This is a genomic window from Pseudactinotalea sp. HY158 (assembly GCF_009660225.1).
Classification (GTDB): Bacteria; Actinomycetota; Actinomycetes; order Actinomycetales; family Beutenbergiaceae; genus HY158.
The window spans coordinates 1,618,480-1,635,545 of record NZ_CP045920.1 but is presented as its reverse complement, the minus strand read 5'-3'; the positions used below and the strand labels follow the sequence as shown (position 1 = coordinate 1,635,545).

General features: G+C 70.7%; 15 protein-coding genes. 2 read left to right on the top strand and 13 right to left on the bottom strand.

Annotation, left to right across the window (positions count from 1 at the left end; translation table 11 throughout):
• Nucleotides 1-43: 43 nt before the first annotated feature.
• The 10 genes from GCE65_RS07285 to thrS all read right to left on the bottom strand — a co-directional run bounded on the left by GCE65_RS07285 (nt 44) and on the right by thrS (nt 9,550).
• Nucleotides 44-628: an NUDIX hydrolase gene (locus tag GCE65_RS07285; protein ID WP_153877916.1), complete on the bottom strand. Its 585-nt coding sequence runs from the start codon at nt 626-628 to the stop codon at nt 44-46.
• Nucleotides 629-895: 267 nt separating this feature from the next.
• Nucleotides 896-1,129 carry a hypothetical protein gene (locus GCE65_RS07280; RefSeq protein ID WP_153877915.1) on the bottom strand — a complete coding sequence of 78 codons (234 nt, stop codon included), beginning with the start codon at nt 1,127-1,129 and terminating at the stop codon, nt 896-898.
• Nucleotides 1,130-1,255: 126 nt separating this feature from the next.
• Nucleotides 1,256-2,185: a pyridoxal 5'-phosphate synthase lyase subunit PdxS gene (gene pdxS, locus GCE65_RS07275; protein ID WP_370460223.1), complete on the bottom strand. Its 930-nt coding sequence runs from the start codon at nt 2,183-2,185 to the stop codon at nt 1,256-1,258.
• A gap of 68 nt (nt 2,186-2,253) precedes the next feature.
• Nucleotides 2,254-3,369, bottom strand: coding sequence for a PrsW family intramembrane metalloprotease (locus GCE65_RS07270; protein ID WP_194928864.1), 1,116 nt, complete (start codon nt 3,367-3,369; stop codon nt 2,254-2,256).
• 140 nt (nt 3,370-3,509) lie between these two features.
• Nucleotides 3,510-4,121 carry a hypothetical protein gene (locus tag GCE65_RS07265; RefSeq protein WP_153877913.1) on the bottom strand — a complete coding sequence of 204 codons (612 nt, stop codon included), beginning with the start codon at nt 4,119-4,121 and terminating at the stop codon, nt 3,510-3,512.
• A complete protein-coding gene (locus GCE65_RS07260) occupies nt 4,118-5,263 on the bottom strand; it encodes a glycosyltransferase family 4 protein (RefSeq protein WP_153877912.1) in 1,146 nt (381 codons plus the stop codon). The genes GCE65_RS07265 and GCE65_RS07260 overlap by 4 nt, the downstream gene beginning before the upstream one ends.
• Nucleotides 5,263-6,240 (bottom strand): phosphatidylinositol mannoside acyltransferase, encoded by a 978-nt coding sequence (locus tag GCE65_RS07255; protein ID WP_153877911.1) that lies wholly within the window; start codon nt 6,238-6,240, stop codon nt 5,263-5,265. Before GCE65_RS07255 ends, GCE65_RS07260 begins: the two co-directional genes overlap by 1 nt.
• Nucleotides 6,233-6,859: a phosphatidylinositol phosphate synthase gene (gene pgsA, locus GCE65_RS07250; protein WP_153877910.1), complete on the bottom strand. Its 627-nt coding sequence runs from the start codon at nt 6,857-6,859 to the stop codon at nt 6,233-6,235. Before pgsA ends, GCE65_RS07255 begins: the two co-directional genes overlap by 8 nt.
• Nucleotides 6,846-7,493: an HIT domain-containing protein gene (locus GCE65_RS07245; RefSeq protein WP_153877909.1), complete on the bottom strand. Its 648-nt coding sequence runs from the start codon at nt 7,491-7,493 to the stop codon at nt 6,846-6,848. Before GCE65_RS07245 ends, pgsA begins: the two co-directional genes overlap by 14 nt.
• The gene (gene thrS / locus GCE65_RS07240) at nt 7,490-9,550 is read right to left on the bottom strand and encodes a threonine--tRNA ligase (RefSeq protein ID WP_153877908.1); all 2,061 of its coding nucleotides are present in this window, start codon (nt 9,548-9,550) and stop codon (nt 7,490-7,492) included. Before thrS ends, GCE65_RS07245 begins: the two co-directional genes overlap by 4 nt.
• A gap of 232 nt (nt 9,551-9,782) precedes the next feature.
• Here thrS and GCE65_RS07235 point away from each other — a divergent pair, with 232 nt between their 5' ends.
• Nucleotides 9,783-11,099 carry an ATP/GTP-binding protein gene (locus GCE65_RS07235; RefSeq protein ID WP_153877907.1) on the top strand — a complete coding sequence of 439 codons (1,317 nt, stop codon included), beginning with the start codon at nt 9,783-9,785 and terminating at the stop codon, nt 11,097-11,099.
• A 377-nt stretch (nt 11,100-11,476) separates the two neighbouring features.
• Here GCE65_RS07235 and GCE65_RS07230 read toward each other — a convergent pair whose 3' ends face one another.
• A complete protein-coding gene (locus tag GCE65_RS07230) occupies nt 11,477-12,856 on the bottom strand; it encodes an IS1380 family transposase (protein WP_153877906.1) in 1,380 nt (459 codons plus the stop codon).
• Between the two features lie 123 nt (nt 12,857-12,979).
• On the opposite strand from GCE65_RS07230, the gene GCE65_RS07225 reads away from it, so the two are divergent.
• Complete coding sequence (locus GCE65_RS07225) at nt 12,980-13,339, top strand: RloB domain-containing protein (RefSeq protein WP_194928863.1); 360 nt, start codon at nt 12,980-12,982, stop codon at nt 13,337-13,339.
• 47 nt (nt 13,340-13,386) lie between these two features.
• Here GCE65_RS07225 and GCE65_RS07220 read toward each other — a convergent pair whose 3' ends face one another.
• Both GCE65_RS07220 and GCE65_RS07215 read right to left on the bottom strand, forming a co-directional pair.
• The gene (locus GCE65_RS07220; RefSeq protein WP_153877904.1) at nt 13,387-16,737 is read right to left on the bottom strand and encodes a DEAD/DEAH box helicase family protein; all 3,351 of its coding nucleotides are present in this window, start codon (nt 16,735-16,737) and stop codon (nt 13,387-13,389) included.
• The gene (locus tag GCE65_RS07215) at nt 16,734-17,066 is read right to left on the bottom strand and encodes a DUF86 domain-containing protein (protein WP_194928862.1); all 333 of its coding nucleotides are present in this window, start codon (nt 17,064-17,066) and stop codon (nt 16,734-16,736) included. The genes GCE65_RS07220 and GCE65_RS07215 overlap by 4 nt, the downstream gene beginning before the upstream one ends.

Sequence of the window (17,066 nt, the reverse complement as noted above, 5' to 3'; positions counted from 1 at the left end):
GCCTCGAGGGGCGCGGGGGCCGGGCTGACGTCCGCCGTCGATCCTACCCGTTCGACGGCCCGTGACGCCGCTCGCCGCCCGGAGGGGCCGGGCGCTGGTCGTCGTTGTCGTCGGCCAGGTGGATGAGCGTGCCGTCCCAGCCGCGCGCCAACCGGGCCGCGAGCGTGGGCAGGCCGTGCGGGAACACCTCGGCGGCGGTGGCGGAGAGCTCCCCGAGCGGCCACCACCGCAGTTCGTCCATGAAGTCGCGCTCGATCGCGGTCCAGCCCGCCCGGCTCAGCGTCGTCTCGCCGTCGGCGCGGGCGAGGAAGAAGTCCTCGTCCTGCCGCACGGTCTCGGCGAAGAAGTCGAATCGCGCCCGGCGGCGCAGCACCGGTCCGACCAGTCCGGCCGGGTCCAACCGCATCCCGGTCTCCTCGTCGACCTCGCGCACGGCCGCCTCCCGCGGGGACTCGCCGGGGTCGATCCCGCCGCCGATCGTGAACCACCAGCTGCGCCCGGGGTCGTCCGCGTCGTGACCGCGAGCCAGCAGCAGCCGGTCCTCGTCGTCGAAGAGCAGCACGCGGGCGGCGCTGCGGTACAGCACCCCGTCCGCGCACCGGACCCAGTCCGGACCGAGCGAGCTCACCGGACGCGCTCGCCCGTGTGGCCACGCCGGCCGCGCGCGGCGGCGAGCCTGGAACCTGCGTGCATAGCGGCCAGGATAGCGGGCGCGCCGTCATCGCCGGGCGGATCGCGCTCGAGGTCGGCCACGCCGCGGGTGACCACGTGCCCGCGCTGTCCTCTCAGCCTGCCGCTACCGGATAGCCCCGCATCATCTCGGTGGAGTCTGTGACACGTGGGTCCAGTCCTGGATCACCGAACAACAGGACCGCGACCGACGTGTCGAGAACGATCACGATCGGTTGCGTTCGGCGTCCCGGGCAGCCAGCACGTCCTCGGTCGTCAGGCTCGACCGGCCGCGCCGGGCGACGACGTCATCGATCAGTGCACGGTTCCCCGCGAACGACGCCTCCCGCACAACGATCTCTCGGAGGTACATGGTCAACGACTGCCCACGCTCGCGCGCACGCTCGGCGAGGACGATGCGGATCTCGTCCGGAACGTCACGAATCTGCAGGTGCGTCATGCATGAACGCTACATGCGTTCTACCAACAGGAGAAGGGGATCATGCAGTCAAACGCGCCCGGCCGCGCCGGGCGACGACGTCGTCGATCGGTGCGCGCCTCCCGGATCAACGCGCCGATTCGCCCCCTACCAGCCGCGTTCGGCCATGCGATGCGGCACCGGCACGTCGTCGACGTTGATGCCGACCATGGCCTCGCCGAGGCCGCGGGAGACCCGCGCGATGACGTCCGGGTCGTCGAAGTGTGCGGTGGCCTCGACCACGGCCGCGGCCCGCTGGGCCGGGTTGCCGGACTTGAAGATCCCAGATCCCACGAACACGCCCTGCGCGCCGAGCTGCATCATCATGGCGGCGTCGGCCGGCGTGGCGATCCCGCCGGCGGTGAGCAGCGGTACCGGGAGCTCGCCGGTGGCGGCGACCGACTGCACCAGGTCGTACGGCGCGGCGAGGTCCTTGGCGGCGACGTACAGCTCGTCCTCCGGAAGGTTCGCCAGGCGCCGCAGCTCCTGGCGGATCTGGCGCATGTGGGTCGTGGCGTTGGAGACGTCCCCGGTGCCCGCCTCGCCCTTCGAGCGGATCATCGCGGCCCCCTCGTTGATCCGCCGCAGCGCCTCACCCAGGTTCGTCGCGCCGCACACGAAGCCCGTCCGATACGCCCACTTGTCGATGTGGTGGGCGTAGTCGGCGGGCGTGAGCACCTCGGACTCGTCGATGAAGTCGACGCCGAGGCTCTCGAGCACCTGGGCTTCGACGAAGTGCCCGATGCGGACCTTCGCCATGACGGGGATCGAGACGGCCTCGACGATCGAGCCGATCATGTCCGGGTCGCTCATGCGGGAGACGCCGCCCTGGGCGCGGATGTCCGCGGGCACGCGCTCGAGCGCCATGACGGCGATGGCGCCCGCGTCGGCGGCGATCCGCGCCTGTTCGGCGGTGACGACGTCCATGATGACGCCGCCCTTGAGGTGGTCGGCGAGGCCGCTCTTGACGCGCGGGGTTGCGGCGGGCTGGGTGCTCACGATGCTCCTCGGAGGGATCTGGACGGGCGTGATGCTCAGGATGTGTCCGAGCCTACCGCCGTCGCCGCGCCATCCCATGCCCCGGGCGGCGCCGTCTCGGCTGTCGGTCATCGAGCGGATGCGGCGGCGAACGCCCTGCGGTTCTCGCTCAGCGACGCGAGGAGACGACGCTCCCTCGCCTCCATGTCGGCGGGTGCGCGCCCGTGCACCGCCCGGTTGCGCAACAGCGCGATCCGGGTGGCGTTGCGCTGGAACTGGGCCATCGCGTCCTTCGCGCGGACGCCGTAGCGGCCCGCCCACCGCAGCGCGTCCGCCCGGCGTCGCAGGGAGGTGAGCATGGCGACCTCGTGCGGCGCGAACCAGCCCTGCTGCAGATAGTCCCCGAGGCGGGCCGCGAGCATCCTGCGTTCCTGGCGGCGCAGCCACAGGCCGAGGGCGAGGAAGGCGAGGAAGATCGGCACCTGGAGCACGAGATAGCCGAGCAGGAACGCCTCGCCGAGGAACGAGGTGACGTTCCACAGCGCGTGCAATCCGACGGCCGCGAGCCACCCGAGCGGGAAGACGAGCAGGGCGACGGTCACCCGGCGGGCACGGACGCTCGCGAGCCCGATCGCGAGCCCCATACAGGTCGTGAAGATGATGTGCGCGAACGGGGAGACGACCGCCCGGGCGAAGAACACCTGCCCGAGCGCGGCCGCCATCTCCCCGCGGGCGAAGTAGAGGACGTTCTCGGTGAACGCGAACCCGGCGGCGATCGTGGCCGCGTACACGACCCCGTCGACCGCGCCGTCGAAGAGCCGCCGGCTCAGCAGGAACAGTCCGAGCAGGCCTGCACCCTTGAGGGTCTCCTCGACGACCGGGGCGACCGCCACCGCCGCGAGCAGCTGGGTCACGCCGGGGTCCCCCGAGGCGGAGTGGATCGCCCGCGCGAGGAACGTGTTGATCCCGAGGGCCGAGGCGGTGGAGACGCCCGCGCCCCACAGGAACGTGAGCAGGAGCAGCCGGCGCGGTTCGGGCTCCCACCGGTCGAGCCAGAGCACCGCGGCCATGACGACGCTCAGCGGCACGAGGGCCGCGAGGAAGGCGACGAACGTGGAGGCCGCCGACGTCTCGCTCCAGACGATGCCGAGCACGACGACGACCCCGATGAGGCCGGCGACGATGGCGATCGTGCCGACGACCGGCACCGGGGACCGCCGGGGCTGCGCCGCGGCGGCGGACATGGGCACCGCGGGGCCCGCGGCGTGCGGGGCCCCTGGCACGGCCGGTGCCGCCGGCGCTCCGGGGTAGCCACCGCTTGCGCGGCTGCGTTCGGAGGGCCGGTGCGCGGGCGGGTAGGTCCACGGCTGACCGGGCGGGCCGGTCATGTGCGGGGGGCCTGGTCGAAGACGGCGTCGTCCATGTCGACGGGACGGGGCAACGGTGCCCGGCCCGCGAGGTGGAAGAACCGGACGAACCACGATCCGCGCAGCGAGAGCACGGCCACGACCACCTCGTTGTGGAACCGGCGCGCGAGCTGGGCTCGGTAGCAGCACCGCTCCACCTGCTCGAGCAGTTCCCTCGCCCCGCTGGTCGCGGCCATGAGCTCCCGGTCCGCCGGCTCACCGAGGGCCGCGCGCAGCGCGACGGTCAGGTCCGACTCGGCCTGCCCGCGGTCGAGCCCGCCGGTCAGCGGCGCGGCGGCCCGGATGCCGATCGAGCCGTGGGCCGGGTCGATCGGGATGAGCCGGTCGGCGTGGATGCCCGCCTGCCACGCGGCCTCGGCCACGACGACGGAGCTCGCGGCGTCGAGCAGTCCGGAGTGCGCCAGTTGCGCGGCGACCTCCGAGCGCTGGCCCAGCTGGGTCTCGAGGATCGCGCGGGTGTCGAGCACCCGGCGGTGGAGGCGGTCGAGCCGGCGGGCGTGCCACAGGAGCAGCCCGGCGACGATCGCGGCGCCCGCGATGACCAGGAGGACGATCTCGGCCGCACTCACCCCGTCCCCCCGATCAGCCGGCCGAACAGGCCCCGGCGCCGCTGCGCGCCGGCCCCGCCCTGCACGATCTCGTACACGTCGAGGATCCGGGCGGCCACGGTGCTCCAATCGAAGCGGTCGGCGGCGGAGCGCGCGTATGCCCGCTTCGCCGCCGTGCGGTCCGGCTCGTCGAGGCTCTCGACGACGGCGCGGGCCAGGTCGGCGGGGTCGCCGACCCGGAAGAGGTCCCCGGCGGCGCCGTCGTCGAGCACGGCCCGGAACGCCGCGAGGCCGGAGGCCACGACGTGGCTGCCGGCGCTCATCGCCTCGACCAGCACGATCCCGAAGGACTCGCCGCCGGTCTGGGGGGCGACGTAGACGTCCACGGAGGAGAGCAGGGCGGCCTTGTCGGCGTCGGAGATGGGCCCGAGCCGGGTGACGCCCGGGTCCCCGGCCCATGCGGCCGGCAGGTCCCCCGGGCCGGCGATGAGGAGGCGGGCGCCGGGATAATGGGCGCGGATGCCGCCGACGGCGTCGAGGAGGACCTGCAGTCCCTTGCGGGGCTCGTCGAGCCGGCCGAGGAACGCGATGGTCGGCGCATCGGGGGTGCCCTGCCAGCGGGGGTCGGGCGCGGCCCTCATCCGGTCCACGTAGACCCCGTTCGGGATGACGACGGCGTCCCCGCCCAGGTGCTCGACGACGGTCCGGCGGGCCTCCTCGGAGACCGCGATGCGGGCGGCGATCCGTTCGAGCCCGGGCCGCATGAACGGGGCGGCGAGGAGGAGGGCCCGGGACTGCTCCTGGGCGGAGTGGAACGTGGCGACCACCGGGGCGCTCGAGTGGCGCAGCGCGATGAGGGAGCAGCTCGGGGCGAACGGCTCATGGATGTGCACGACGTCGAAGTCGCCCGCGCTCAGCCAGCGCTGGGTGCGGCGCGAGACCATCGGACCGTACGCGAGACGGGCCACGGAGCCGTTGTACTTGACCGGAACCGCGGAGCCGACGGAGGTGAGGTAGTCCGGCACCTCCGTCCCCTCCTCCGCCGGGGCGAGCACGCTCACGTCGTGGCCCTCGAGGCGCAGCCGTTCCGCGAGATCACGGATGTGGAACTGCACCCCGCCGGGCACGTCGAAGGAATACGGACACACGATCCCGATGCGCATCAGTCCGCACCCCCGGCGATCGAGCCGTCGGGCGTCGCCCGGCCACCGGCGCCCTGGAGTCGGTCGAGGTCCAGGTCCGCGAGGAAGCACTTCTGGAGCATGTGCCAGTCCTGCGGGTGATCCGCGAGGGCGCGGGTCAGGTGATCCGCCCAGGTCTGCATCATGGCGGCCACGGCCTCGCGGGATCCGGCTCCCGCCGGCGGCTCGATCGGCGCGGTGAACTCGATCGCGATCCCCCAAGGGCTCCCGGCGGCGCGCCGGCGGGCGCCCCGCAGCCGCTCGTAGTGGATGAACACCCCGATGAACGGCTGTTTGGTGGCGAGCGCCACGGCGGCCGCCCCCGGCGCCACCCGCATGGGGTGCCCGTTCACCCGGACGACGACGCCGTCCCGGCCCAGGTCCCGGTCCGCGAGCATGGGCATGAATCCGGGGCGGGTGCGGGCCTCGCCGAGCAGCTGCCGGAACACCCCGGTCCCCTTGCGGTAGGGGAAGATCGTCATGCCCAGTCCCTCGCGCAGGTCGAGGAACTCTCGGAAGAGCGACTCGGGTTCGAGGGTCTCGGCGACGGTGGTCACGTGAGCGAAGTGCTGCCCGGACCACGCCCCCGCGAGATCCCAGTTCCCCATGTGCGGGAGGGCTCCGATCACCATGTGCTCGGTCACCTGCTCGCGGTAGTCCCGCAGCCCGATGGTCCGCACCCGCGCCCGGAGCTGGTCCCGGGTGACCGTACGCAGCTGGAACAGTTCGCTGTAGTAGCGCATATAGGAGCGCATCGCGCGGCGGGAGAGCCGCCGCAGCGCCGCGGCGTCCGGCACGTCGGCCACGCGGGCCAAGTTCGCCTCGAGCCGGCGCACCCCTGCGATCCGGGCCGCGTGCGCGAGCACGCCGCCGAGCTCGAAGGCGCGCCGGGTGAGGCCGGCGGGCAGGCGGGGGACGACTCGCCAGGCGAGGGCGAACAGGGCGCCGGCGTCAGCCATGGATGGTCCGCAACTGGCGGGAGACGGCCGCCATCCGCTGCAGTACGGTGACGAGCGAGGCCACGGCGAGCAGCGCGAGGGCGAGGGCGAGCACGGCGGACGGCACCCCGAGCCCGGTCAGGAACACGGCGGCGAGCACGACGATGATTCGATCGGCCCGCTCGGCGATGCCCACGGAGGCACGGACCCCGAGCGCCTCCGCCTTCGCCCGGGCATAGGAGACGAGCGATCCGAGGGCGAGGCACGCCGTCGCGGACACCATGCCCGCGACCTGCCAGGCCCCATCCGTGTGCGCGACGAACCAGAAGAGCACACCGGCGAAGATGGCCGCGTCGGTCACGCGGTCGAGGGTGGAGTCGAGGAACGCCCCGTACGGGCCGTCCCGACCCGTCAGGCGTGCCATGACCCCGTCGACCGAGTCGGCCAGCGCCAGGAACCCGAGCAGCAGGGCGCCGAGCACGAGGTGGCCCGTGGGCAGGAGCCACAGGGCCAGCCCGGAGGTGAACACGGTGCCGGCAATCGTCACCGCGTTGGGGCTCACTCGCAGCGACAGCAGGAGGCGGGCGAACGGCGTGAACAGCGCGGCCTGCACGCCGCGTCCGTGATTACCGAGGACCATGCCCCTCGCCCCCGGTCTCGGCCCCGGCCTCCCGCTCCGACACGAGGTCCCAGGCCCTCGCCAGTTGGTCGCGGGTGTCGGCGAGCAGTTCCGGCAGGGCCTTCGTGCGGCCGATGACCGGCAGGAAGTTCGCGTCGCCGTCCCATCGCGGAACGACGTGCTGATGAGCGTGCGCCGCCACGCCCGCCCCGGCCCCGGCGCCCTGATTCATGCCGAGGTTGAAGCCGGACGGCGCCTTGGCCGTGCGCAGCACGGTCATGGACCGGGCCACGAGGTCGGCCGACTCGTACCGCTCCTCGCGGGTCAGGTCCGTGTAGTCGCCCACGTGCCGATACGGGCACACGAGCAGGTGTCCGGGGTTGTACGGGAACAGGTTGAGGATGACGTAGCACGTGCTGCCGCGGGCGACGATGAGCGCGTCGGCGTCCTCCCGCCGGGGCGCGAGGCAGAAGGGGCAGTCGGCGGGCGCCGTCGAGGTGACCTTCGCCTCGCCGTCGATGTAGACGAGCCGGTGTGGGGTCCACAGCCGGTCCACCCCGTCCTCGATGCGGGGGAAGTCGGCGGCCGCCTCGAGTGGGCCGCTCGCGCGCGGGCCCTCGGGGCTCGGGTCGCCGGCGGCGTCGGGGCTGCTCACACCTGCGCCTTCGTGCGGATCGCCTCGGTGACGAGCGCGATCGCCTCGTCGACGGGCACGCCGTTGCGCTGGCTGCCGTCGCGGTAGCGGAAGGAGACGGCGCCGGCCTCGGCGTCCTCTCCCCCGGCGATCAGGGTGAAGGGGACCTTCGCCTTCGTGGCGGTACGGATCTTCTTGTTGAAGCGGTCGTCGCTCGTGTCCACCTCGACCCGCACGCCCGCCGCCCGCAGCTTCGCCGCGACCTCGTCGAGGTAGTCGGTGAACACGTCGGCCACGGGCACGCACACGACCTGCACGGGCGCCAGCCACGGCGGGAACACGCCGGCGTAGTGCTCGAGCAGCACGCCGAAGAAGCGTTCGATCGAGCCGAACAGGGCACGGTGGATCATGACGGGCCGCTGCCGGGAGCCGTCGGAGGCCTGGTACTCGAGGTCGAAGAGCTCCGGCTCGAAGAAGTCGAGCTGGATCGTCGACAGCTGCCAGGTGCGCCCGATCGCGTCCTTGGCCTGCACCGAGATCTTCGGCCCGTAGAACGCGGCGCCGCCCGGGTCGGGAACGAGCTCGAGGCCCGAGGCCCGGGCCACGTCCGCGAGGGTCTGGGTCGCCTCCTCCCAGGTGGCCTCGTCGCCGACGGACTTCTCGGGGTCGCGGGTGGAGAGCTCGAGGTAGAAGTCCTCGAGGCCGTAGTCCTTGAGGAGGTCGAGCACGAAGGTGAGCAGCGAGGCGAGCTCCTCGTGCAGTTGCTCGCGGGTGCAGTAGATGTGGGCGTCGTCCTGGGTGAATCCGCGCGCCCGGGTGAGCCCGTGCACGACCCCGGACTTCTCGTACCGGTACACGTGCCCGAACTCGAACAGCCGCAGCGGCAGTTCGCGGTAGGAGCGGCCCCGGGAGCTGTACACGAGGTTGTGCATCGGGCAGTTCATCGGCTTGAGGTAGTAGTCCTGGCCGGCCTTGGTCACCGCGCCGTCCGCGTCGGTCACCTCGTCGACGTGCATCGGGGGGTACATGCCCTCGGAGTACCAGTCGAGGTGGCGGGAGGTCTCGAACAGCTTCGCCTTGGTGATGTGCGGGGTGTTGACGAAGGAGTAGCCGGACTCGACGTGGCGGCGGCGGGAGTAGTCCTCCATCTCCATCCGGATCATCGCGCCCTTGGGGTGGAAGATCGGCAGGCCGGAGCCGACCTCGTCGGGGAAGGAGAACAGGTCGAGTTCGGCGCCGAGCTTGCGGTGGTCGCGGCGCTCGGCCTCGGCGAGGCGTTCCTTATAGGCGGTCAGCTCGTCCTTGGTCGGCCAGGCCGTGCCGTAGACCCGCTGGAGCTGCGGGTTCTTCTCACTGCCCCGCCAGTACGCCGCGGCGCTGCGCATGAGCGAGAAGCCGTTGCCGAGGAGGCGGGTGGAGGGCAGGTGCGGGCCGCGGCACAGGTCCTTCCAGGCGAGGTCGCCGCCGCGGCGCAGGTTGTCGTAGATCGTCAGCTCGGCGCCGCCGACCTCGACCGAGGCGCCCTCGGCCGCCTGCTCGGCGTCGCCGCCGCCCTTGAGCCCGATGAGCTCGAGCTTGTACGGCTCGCCGGCGAGCTCGGCGCGCGCCTCCTCGTCGGTGACCACGCGGCGCGCGAAGGTCTGCCCCTCCTTGACGATGCGCATCATCGCCTTCTCGAGCGCCTTGAGATCGTCGGGGGTGAACGGCTCGTCGACGTCGAAGTCGTAGTAGAAGCCGTCGGTGATCGGCGGGCCGATGCCGAGCTTGGCGTCGGGGTTGACCTGCTGCACCGCCTGGGCGAGCACGTGTGCGGCCGAGTGGCGCAGGATCGCCAGGCCGTCGGGCGAGTCGATCACGATCTTCTCGACGACGTCGCCCGGCTCGAGCGGTACGAACAGGTCGCGCAGCTCGCCGTTGACCCGCATCGCGACGACCTCGCGGTCGGACTCGTACAGGGCCGTTCCGGTCAGCGCCGTTCCGGTCGTGCCGTCGACCGGTGGGGTCGGGTTGCCGTCGACGGTCAGGGAATCGGGCACTGTGCTGCTCCTTGGATCGAATGAGGGCCGGGTCGTTTGCATAGATCGTACCGATGCGTGCGGCGGCGGCCCGCTACATGCCCACCCACGCCACCTACAGATCCCACACCTGCACGGACGGTGGATTGGACCCACCGGTCACACGGCGGTCGAATCCGCTGCTCGAAGCTCGATGTCGAGCAAGCGCGAAGCTTCCTAGCGCAGCGATCGACTAAGCTAACCCTCCTGAACAAAAATTGTTCAGACTCAACAGCTCAGCAGGTAGGATGCCGTCATGATGCTGCTCAGCTTCACCGTGCAGAACCACCGTAGCCTCCGCGACGAACTGACGATCGACTTGACACGCCCGACACTGCGCACGCTGCGTCCGCGAGCGGGTGAGGACTGGCGTAGCCATGTCTATCCGCTCGCCGGGGTCTTCGGTGCGAACGCCACCGGCAAGTCCGCGATCCTCGATGCCCTGACGTATACATTCACCGCGATCCACTCCTCCGCAACCATCTGGCAGGCTTCACGCACGATGCCGAGAGTGCCGTTCGCTCTCGACGACGAGTCTCCCGAGAAGGTGAGCACATACCGACTCGACTTCGTGCATGCGGATCGACGCCATGAATACGGCTTCGAGGTAGACGACACCGGAGTGGTACGCGAGTGGCTCCGGGACATCCCCGGGACCCGGTGGCGGACCCTCCTCGAGCGTGTATCCGGCGACGGAACTCTCAGGACTCATGGCTCAGTCCGCCCGCTCGGGGCGATCACCCGACGCGAACTGGCGCTGAGCCGTGCACTTCTGCTCGAGCACCCGCAGCTCGGCCCGATCGCCCGTAATCTCGTACGGTCCTTCGACTCGCTATCGGTGAGGGACGAGGACCGTGAGCGGCGCCTCGCAGCCCTCCCTCGGTCCCTCCTGGAGCGAGACGTCACGTTCGACACGATCGTCTCGTTGCTGCAGGTCGCAGACATCGGCGTCGTCGACGTGGATGTACAGGAGGACGAGGTGCCCGCGACCTTGCGCGAGATCCTGCGTGAGGTAACGCAGCGACTTCGTGAAGACGAGGGCGACGAGCCGGCGCCGCTCAACGCACTCGAGGACGACGAGTCGGACGCCGTCGTCCGGAGCCTCGTCTTCACGCACCAGGGGACTGCCTCCGAGCAGCGACGGTTCTCGATCGGCGACGAGAGCGACGGCACGATCGCGTGGCTCGCGATCATCGTGCCGGCGCTCGAGATCCTGCGACGCGGCGGCGTCTTCTGCGTGGACGAGATCGACTCGAGCCTGCATCCCCACCTCGTCGACGTCTTACTGGGCGCGTTCTCGGACCCGGAGATCAACACGAAGGGGGCACAGCTTCTGTTCACGAGCCATGACACCTATATTCTCTCCCCGCTCAGCCAGGTCGACCTCGAGCCGGAGCAGGTGTGGTTCACCGAGAAAACACGCGACGGTGCCACCGAACTCTCTTGCCTGGCAGACTTCCCTCGGAACAAGGGTGCGAACGTCGCCCGGCGGTATCTTCTCGGCCGCTACGGTGGCACGCCCCGCCTCGCTCCGAGCGTCCTCACGGCGCTTATCCGGTTCAAGGACGCCTGAATGGCACGTGGACGCAGGCCGCGCCGGCCGTTCCGGACCGAACGTAGCCGGATCCTCGTCGTGACCGAGGGTCGGGTGACTGAGAAGGAGTACGTCGAACGGCTGCAGCAGTTCCTCCGAGGACCGATCTCGGTGTCGGTCACCGCGGTCGGGATCGGTAGGGATCCACTCAAGGTCGTTCGGGAATGCATCCGAATCCGCGACGAGGCGCGAAAGAGGCAGAAGCCGTTCGACTGTTCAGCCTGGATCCACCGTCCGGGTCGTGGTGACGGTGTGAGGTCCGGGTTCTGGCGGGTCGGGTCGTGTGGGCATGGCGGGGCCGCCGGTCTGCCCGGCGTTTCCACTTGTGTTCCGGTCGTGCCCGTGGGGGCCGGTGGTCAGGTCCTCGGGGCTGGGGGTGGCCCGCAGGCAGCGACATAGAGCGCTTCCCAGGGGTCTTGGTGGGCCCAGTTCCGGGGTAGGTGCATGGTCAGCCGTCGTGCCGAGCGGGCGAGCCGGGCGGGGATGCGGATGAGGTGTTCTCGGATGGTCGCGGTGGTGGCCCGGGCGTGGAAGAGGGAGGCCAGGGCCCCGGCGGCGCGGGTGAGGTTGAACGCGATCGCGGCCAGAACGAGCCAGGCCGCGTTCGCGGTGAACTTGCCCGAGGGTGCGTGGGCCAGGGCCGAGGCGCGTAGATCGGCGTGGACGCCCTCGATGATCGCGTGGGCGCGGTGGGCCTTCTCGGCCTCGAGCATGCTCCGGGGCGAGTCGGTGAAGACGGCGTGGTACCGGTAGGTGGCGAACAGTTCGTCCTGCCCGGCCCTGGTGGCTGCGGGGTTGAGGCGTTTGACGCGGCGCACGATCAGCCGTGCCGTGATGTGCTCGGCCTTGGGACGGGAGGTGAACGCGGTGAAGGGGATCTCGGCGACCTGGGCATCGGAGATCAGCCGGGCCTCGTCTTCGTCCCAGATCGCGTTCGGGTACCGGATCGGGGTCCAGGCTTGCTCGTCGATGCTGGTGATGGCGGCCGTGATCGCCGGGTTCATCCGCGCGGTCAACGAGAAGTGGGCACCGGCCCGGCCCGCCGCGGCGGCCACCTCACGGCTGTAGTAGGCCGAATCGGCGCGCAGGATCACCACCCCGCCGGCGCCGGCCGTCCGGGCGGTGGCGAGGGCGTCGGCGACGAACTTGCCCGCCCCGCGCGCGGAGTTGGCCGGGCCCCGGCGTAGCCGCGTGCCGACGATCACCGGGGCGGCCACCGGGGTGGCCACGGTCGCGATCAGCGCGTTGAGGCCCTTGACCTTGTTGTAGCCGTACCCGGCGCCCTGCTTGGCGTACCCGTAGGTCTCCTTGATCGTGTCGTCGATATCGACGTAGGCGATCTGATCGGCACCGGCCAGCACCGGGGCCTGCCCGGCCAGGCGGGTCAGGAAGCGGGAGGCGATCGCGTCGAGCTGGCGGACATGCCCGAAGGTGAACGCGCGTAGGAACGTGCCCAGCGTCGAGGGCGCACGCGCATCCTGGAACAATTTGCCCATCCCGCCGTGGCGCAACAGGTCCATGTCATCGATGGAGTCGGCCCCGGCCGTCATGCCCGCGACCAGCGCCAACACCTTCGCCCCGGGATTCGCGCTGCCCGCACCCGACAGACTCAGATGCTCACCGACCAGCGCCGACAGCCCGGCACGCTCGGCCAGCGCCATCACCGGGACAAGACCCGCCACGCCGACCAGATTCGGATCGTCGAACCGTACCGAGGAGACATGAGATAGTTGCATCTACGAGATGCCCTTCTTTTTTGGGACTGCGTGCGTTGACAACACGCATTATCCCAGGTCAGAAGGGCATTCTCATGCGCCCACGCCACCCAGACTCAAACCAGCACGGTGGATCCAGGTTCAGTGTGCCTGGTCGACGTCGACACCCATACGACGCTCAAGTCGGCGATCGAGACCGCCCAGCGCGAAGGCATCGACCTGCTGGTCACGCGGTTGAAGTTCGAGACCTGGCTCTACTGGCACGTTTCCGAGTCGCGCGCCGCACACTCGACTCGACAGCTGGACGAGCTGATGTCCAAACACAAGCTCCTCCGGGACGGCAAGCATCTCGCGACACACTTTCCGTTCGCGAGTGTCGACGACGCCATTCGCACAGCTCGTGCGGCGGACCTCAGCCTCGGATCCTGTCGGTGTGGCCCTGACCCTTCCTCGGGAATGCCCGTGCTCGTCGAACTCATGCGTGGACTGACCCCCCGCACGTAGCGCTCCCCTGCGCGCGGGTCCCCTCCGGCCACCTCACCGGCCGCCCGTCAGGCCACTTCCCGTGGATCGGCGGTCCTGCGAACCTCGTCCAGGGTGGCGACGATGACGTCGATGTCCGCATCGGGGAAGAAGTAGTCCGGGCCGGTCGGCGCGTGATCGGTATACGGCGATTCGAAGAGTCGGGCGGGCTCCATGACCCCGTTGCGGGTGAGCTCGTCGACGATGAGGTTGACGAAGCGGAGCTGGTCGATCGAGAACCGGGCGCCGTCGAGGTAGCTCGCGAACGCCTCCGCCACCGCGGCCCGGTCCAGGCCCACGAGGGAGCGCACGAACAGCCCGAGCCCGTCGGCCTGATCCCTGGCCCACGCGATGTCGACGGTGCGCCCGCCCGCGGCCACGAGCAGCCGCTCCAGCTCGCTCAGGTCGCCCGGTGTGAGCTGCCTGTTGCGGCGCAGCCGCTGCAGGGTGAGGTTGTCGAGGTGGCCCCGGAGGTAGGCCTCGGCCTTGGCGCGGAAGCGTTCGAAGTCGGTGCCCGGGGTCGTGCCCGGCAGGTCGATCTCCACCGACTCACCCAGCGCGTCCTCGACGTCGGTGTAGACGGGGCTCCGGGAGGCGCGCTCGATGAAGCCCGCGAGACCGCGGATGCGCACGCGCGCGAGCTCGAGCATCGGCAGCGTCACGCCCGTCCACCACTCGTCGCCGACGACGGCCTCGAGCAGCACCGCCTGGTCGGCGACCGACGGGATCGCGGTCTTGGCCAGGAGCGCCGCCGCGATGTCCTGGACCGCCTCGCGCACGCGTTCGGCCGTCACGGCATCGCCCTCGAGTTGCGCCGATTGACGACGCAGGATGAGCAGGTCGAACCGCTTGGCGTCCTCGTCGTCGTCCCGGACCGAGGAGGGCAGCGCCGCCAGGGCGAGCAGGTCGGGCCCGTCCGTGGCGGTGAGCTCGCGCCAGGCGTCCGCGGCGGCGAAGCGCTCGACCGCCCGCCGGTGCGGCCGGACCACGAAGTTGTCGGGGTTCATGCCCGCCACGATCTGCCGGAGCGTGTGGGTCGTCGCGGCGCGCAGCTCGCCGTCCTCCTCCCCCAGCGCCCGCACGAGCGCCAGGCGGGCCTCGAACAGGCGCTGCGTCAGGGACGTGCGCACCTGCCCCTGGGAGCCGGGCAGGTCCTGACCGAAGAATTCGAGGTTGCCGCAGAAGTCGAACACGAGGAAGTCCCGCTTGTGCTCGCCGGGGCCGAACAGGTCGCGGCAGGTGCGGGTGCCGCGCCCGATCATCTGCCAGAACTTGGTCTTCGAGCGCACGGCCTTGAAGAACACGAGGTTGACCACCTCGGGCACGTCGATACCGGTGTCGAGCATGTCGACGCTGATCGCGAGGTGCGGCGCCTGCTCCTTGACGGAGAAGGCGTCGATGAGGGATTGGGCATACGGCGCGGCATGGGTGATCACCCTCGCGAACCGGCCCGCGAATTCGGGGTAGGCGGCGTTGAAGCGCTGCTCGATGAACTCCGCATGTCGCTGGTTCTTGGCGAACACGATCGTCTTGCCGAGGCGGTCGCCGCCGGCCACCTTATAGCCATGGACCATGAGCGCGCCGAGCACCTTGTCCACCGTGTCCTCGTTGAAGAGGAATCGGTTGAGCTCCTCGGCTCCGACCTCGTCGGGCGGTCCGTCCTCGCCCCAGTCGAGCGCGTCCCACTCGTCCTTCTCCTCCTCGGAGAGCTGGTCGTAGGCGATGCCCGAACGCAGGAACCGGGTGCCGGTGCTCACCCCCTTGGGAGGAACGAGCCAGCCCTCCGCGACGGCCTCGTGGAGAGGGTAGTCGTCGGTCGGCACGCCGTCCTCGAGCCGGAACAGGCGGTAGGTGTTGTGGTCCACCTCGTCCTTGGGCGTGGCCGTCAGGCCCACGAGGAGGGAGTCGAAATAGGCGAAGATCGCGCCGTACTTCGCGTAGACGGAACGGTGTGCCTCGTCGATCACGATGAGGTCGAAGTAGCCGGGGCCGAAGCGCCGCTCGCCGTCGTCGATGCGGTCGATGAGGTTCATCATCGTCGGGTAGGTGGAGACGTACACCCGCCCGTCCGCCGTCTTCTCGTTCATGAGGTTGACGGTGGTCGATCCGGGCAGGTGCGCCGTGAACGCGTTCGCGGCCTGGTTCACGAGCGCGGTGCGGTCGGCGAGGAAGAGCACCCGTTTGGCCCAGTTCGCCCGCTGGAGCAGATCGACGAGCGCGATGGTGGTGCGGGTCTTGCCCGAGCCGGTGGCCATGACGAGCAGCGCCTCACGCTGCCTGCCCTCGAACGCGTCGGCGACCGCCTTGATCGCCCGCTGCTGGTAGGGGCGGTCGACGATGCCGGTGTCGATCGCGGCGGTGGCGAGCGGGAGTCGGCTGCGTCGGCGCTGGATGAGCAGCTCCAGTTCGCCTGCGGTGTAGAAGCCCTGGACCTCGCGCGGCGGGTAGCCGCCCGCATCGTCCCAGATGCGGTGCTCGTACCCGTTGGAGCAGAAGATGACCGGGCGCCGTCCGAACTGGTGCTCGAGGCAGTCGGCGTACAGCTTCGCCTGGTGCTGGCCGATCTCGGGTGAGGACGACGTCCGCTTGGCCTCGACGAGGGCGAGCGGCAGGCCGTCCGCTCCCCACAGCACGTAGTCGACGTAGCCGCGCCCCTGGGCGTTCGGCATGCCCGAGACCTCGTACTCCCGGTCGCGTTCGTTCTCGAGCGGCCACCCGGACTCGCGTAGGAGCACGTCGATGAACGCGACGCGGGCCTCGGCCTCGGAGTAGTCGCGTTCGTCGGGGGCGGCGCCCGCCTGCGCGGCCGCGATCCGGGCGCGGAGCTCGGCGATCTGGGCCTCGCGCTCGGCGAGCAGGTCGTCCTTCTCGGCGAGCGCCCGGGCGTGGTTCTCGTCCTGCTCGGTGAACTTCGCGGCGAGGGCGAGCACCTCCTCGCGCGTGAGCGGGGCGGCGCGTCGCGCGAGTGCCGGGTCGAACGCGGCGCGCAGGGGCGCCGCGTCGGGCCGCGGCGAGTGGTGGTAGGAGGCCCAGACGACGACGTGGAAGAGTTCGCGCAGCACCGCGAGCGAGGCGTCCTTGCCGATGCGTCGCTGGTCGTGCACGGCCGTGTTGGCGATGCGGCGGATCGCGGTGAGCTTTTGGGTGATCGCCGGTGGCACGCACGCCTTGAACGCGGCGGCGTCGAGCCGGGCCGCCAGGTCGTTGCGATAGGGGGCGGGCAGCTCGAGCACCTCGTACAGGTAGCCGGCGACCTCCTCGACCACGCGGCGCGCATAGAAGCACGCCGAGCGCGGGTCGGTGGCGACGTAGGACTCGGCCCGGGCACAGTCCTCGTGGATCGAGGGCATCGTGATCCGGACGAATTCGAAGTTGCTCATGCCAGCGCCACCAGGACCACGTCCGCCAGATACGTCCGCAGCACCGGGACGTCGCTCGTCACCGTGCGCCAGACCCGCAGAGGATCGAGGTCGTCGTATTGGTGAGCCGCAAAGTTGCGCATGGCGACGATGAGGCGCCACGGCTGGCCGTCGAACGTCTCCAGCACTGCCCGCGGGACGCGGTTGACGCCCTCCCCGATCCGGATCAGGCCCATCTCCACTGCCCACTGACTTCGGACGTCGGCGGCGAACTCCTCGTAGCCGATCTCGGTCAGCTCGGCCAGTGTGTCGCAGACGGCGAGGACTCCTTCGATGGCATCGCGCGCCAA

Bases quoted from the DNA above. Each gene is read 5' to 3' on its own strand.
- GCE65_RS07280 (WP_153877915.1), bottom strand. From the start codon at position 1,129: ATGACGCACCTGCAGATTCGTGACGTTCCGGACGAGATCCGCATCGTC.
- GCE65_RS07270 (WP_194928864.1), bottom strand. From the start codon at position 3,369: ATGTCCGCCGCCGCGGCGCAGCCCCGGCGGTCCCCGGTGCCGGTCGTC.
- GCE65_RS07260 (WP_153877912.1), bottom strand. From the start codon at position 5,263: ATGCGCATCGGGATCGTGTGTCCGTATTCCTTCGACGTGCCCGGCGGG.
- GCE65_RS07255 (WP_153877911.1), bottom strand. From the start codon at position 6,240: ATGGCTGACGCCGGCGCCCTGTTCGCCCTCGCCTGGCGAGTCGTCCCC.
- pgsA (WP_153877910.1), bottom strand. From the start codon at position 6,859: ATGGTCCTCGGTAATCACGGACGCGGCGTGCAGGCCGCGCTGTTCACG.
- thrS (WP_153877908.1), bottom strand. From the start codon at position 9,550: ATGCAAACGACCCGGCCCTCATTCGATCCAAGGAGCAGCACAGTGCCC.
- GCE65_RS07235 (WP_153877907.1), top strand. From the start codon at position 9,783: ATGATGCTGCTCAGCTTCACCGTGCAGAACCACCGTAGCCTCCGCGAC.
- GCE65_RS07230 (WP_153877906.1), bottom strand. From the start codon at position 12,856: ATGCAACTATCTCATGTCTCCTCGGTACGGTTCGACGATCCGAATCTG.
- GCE65_RS07220 (WP_153877904.1), bottom strand. From the start codon at position 16,737: ATGAGCAACTTCGAATTCGTCCGGATCACGATGCCCTCGATCCACGAG.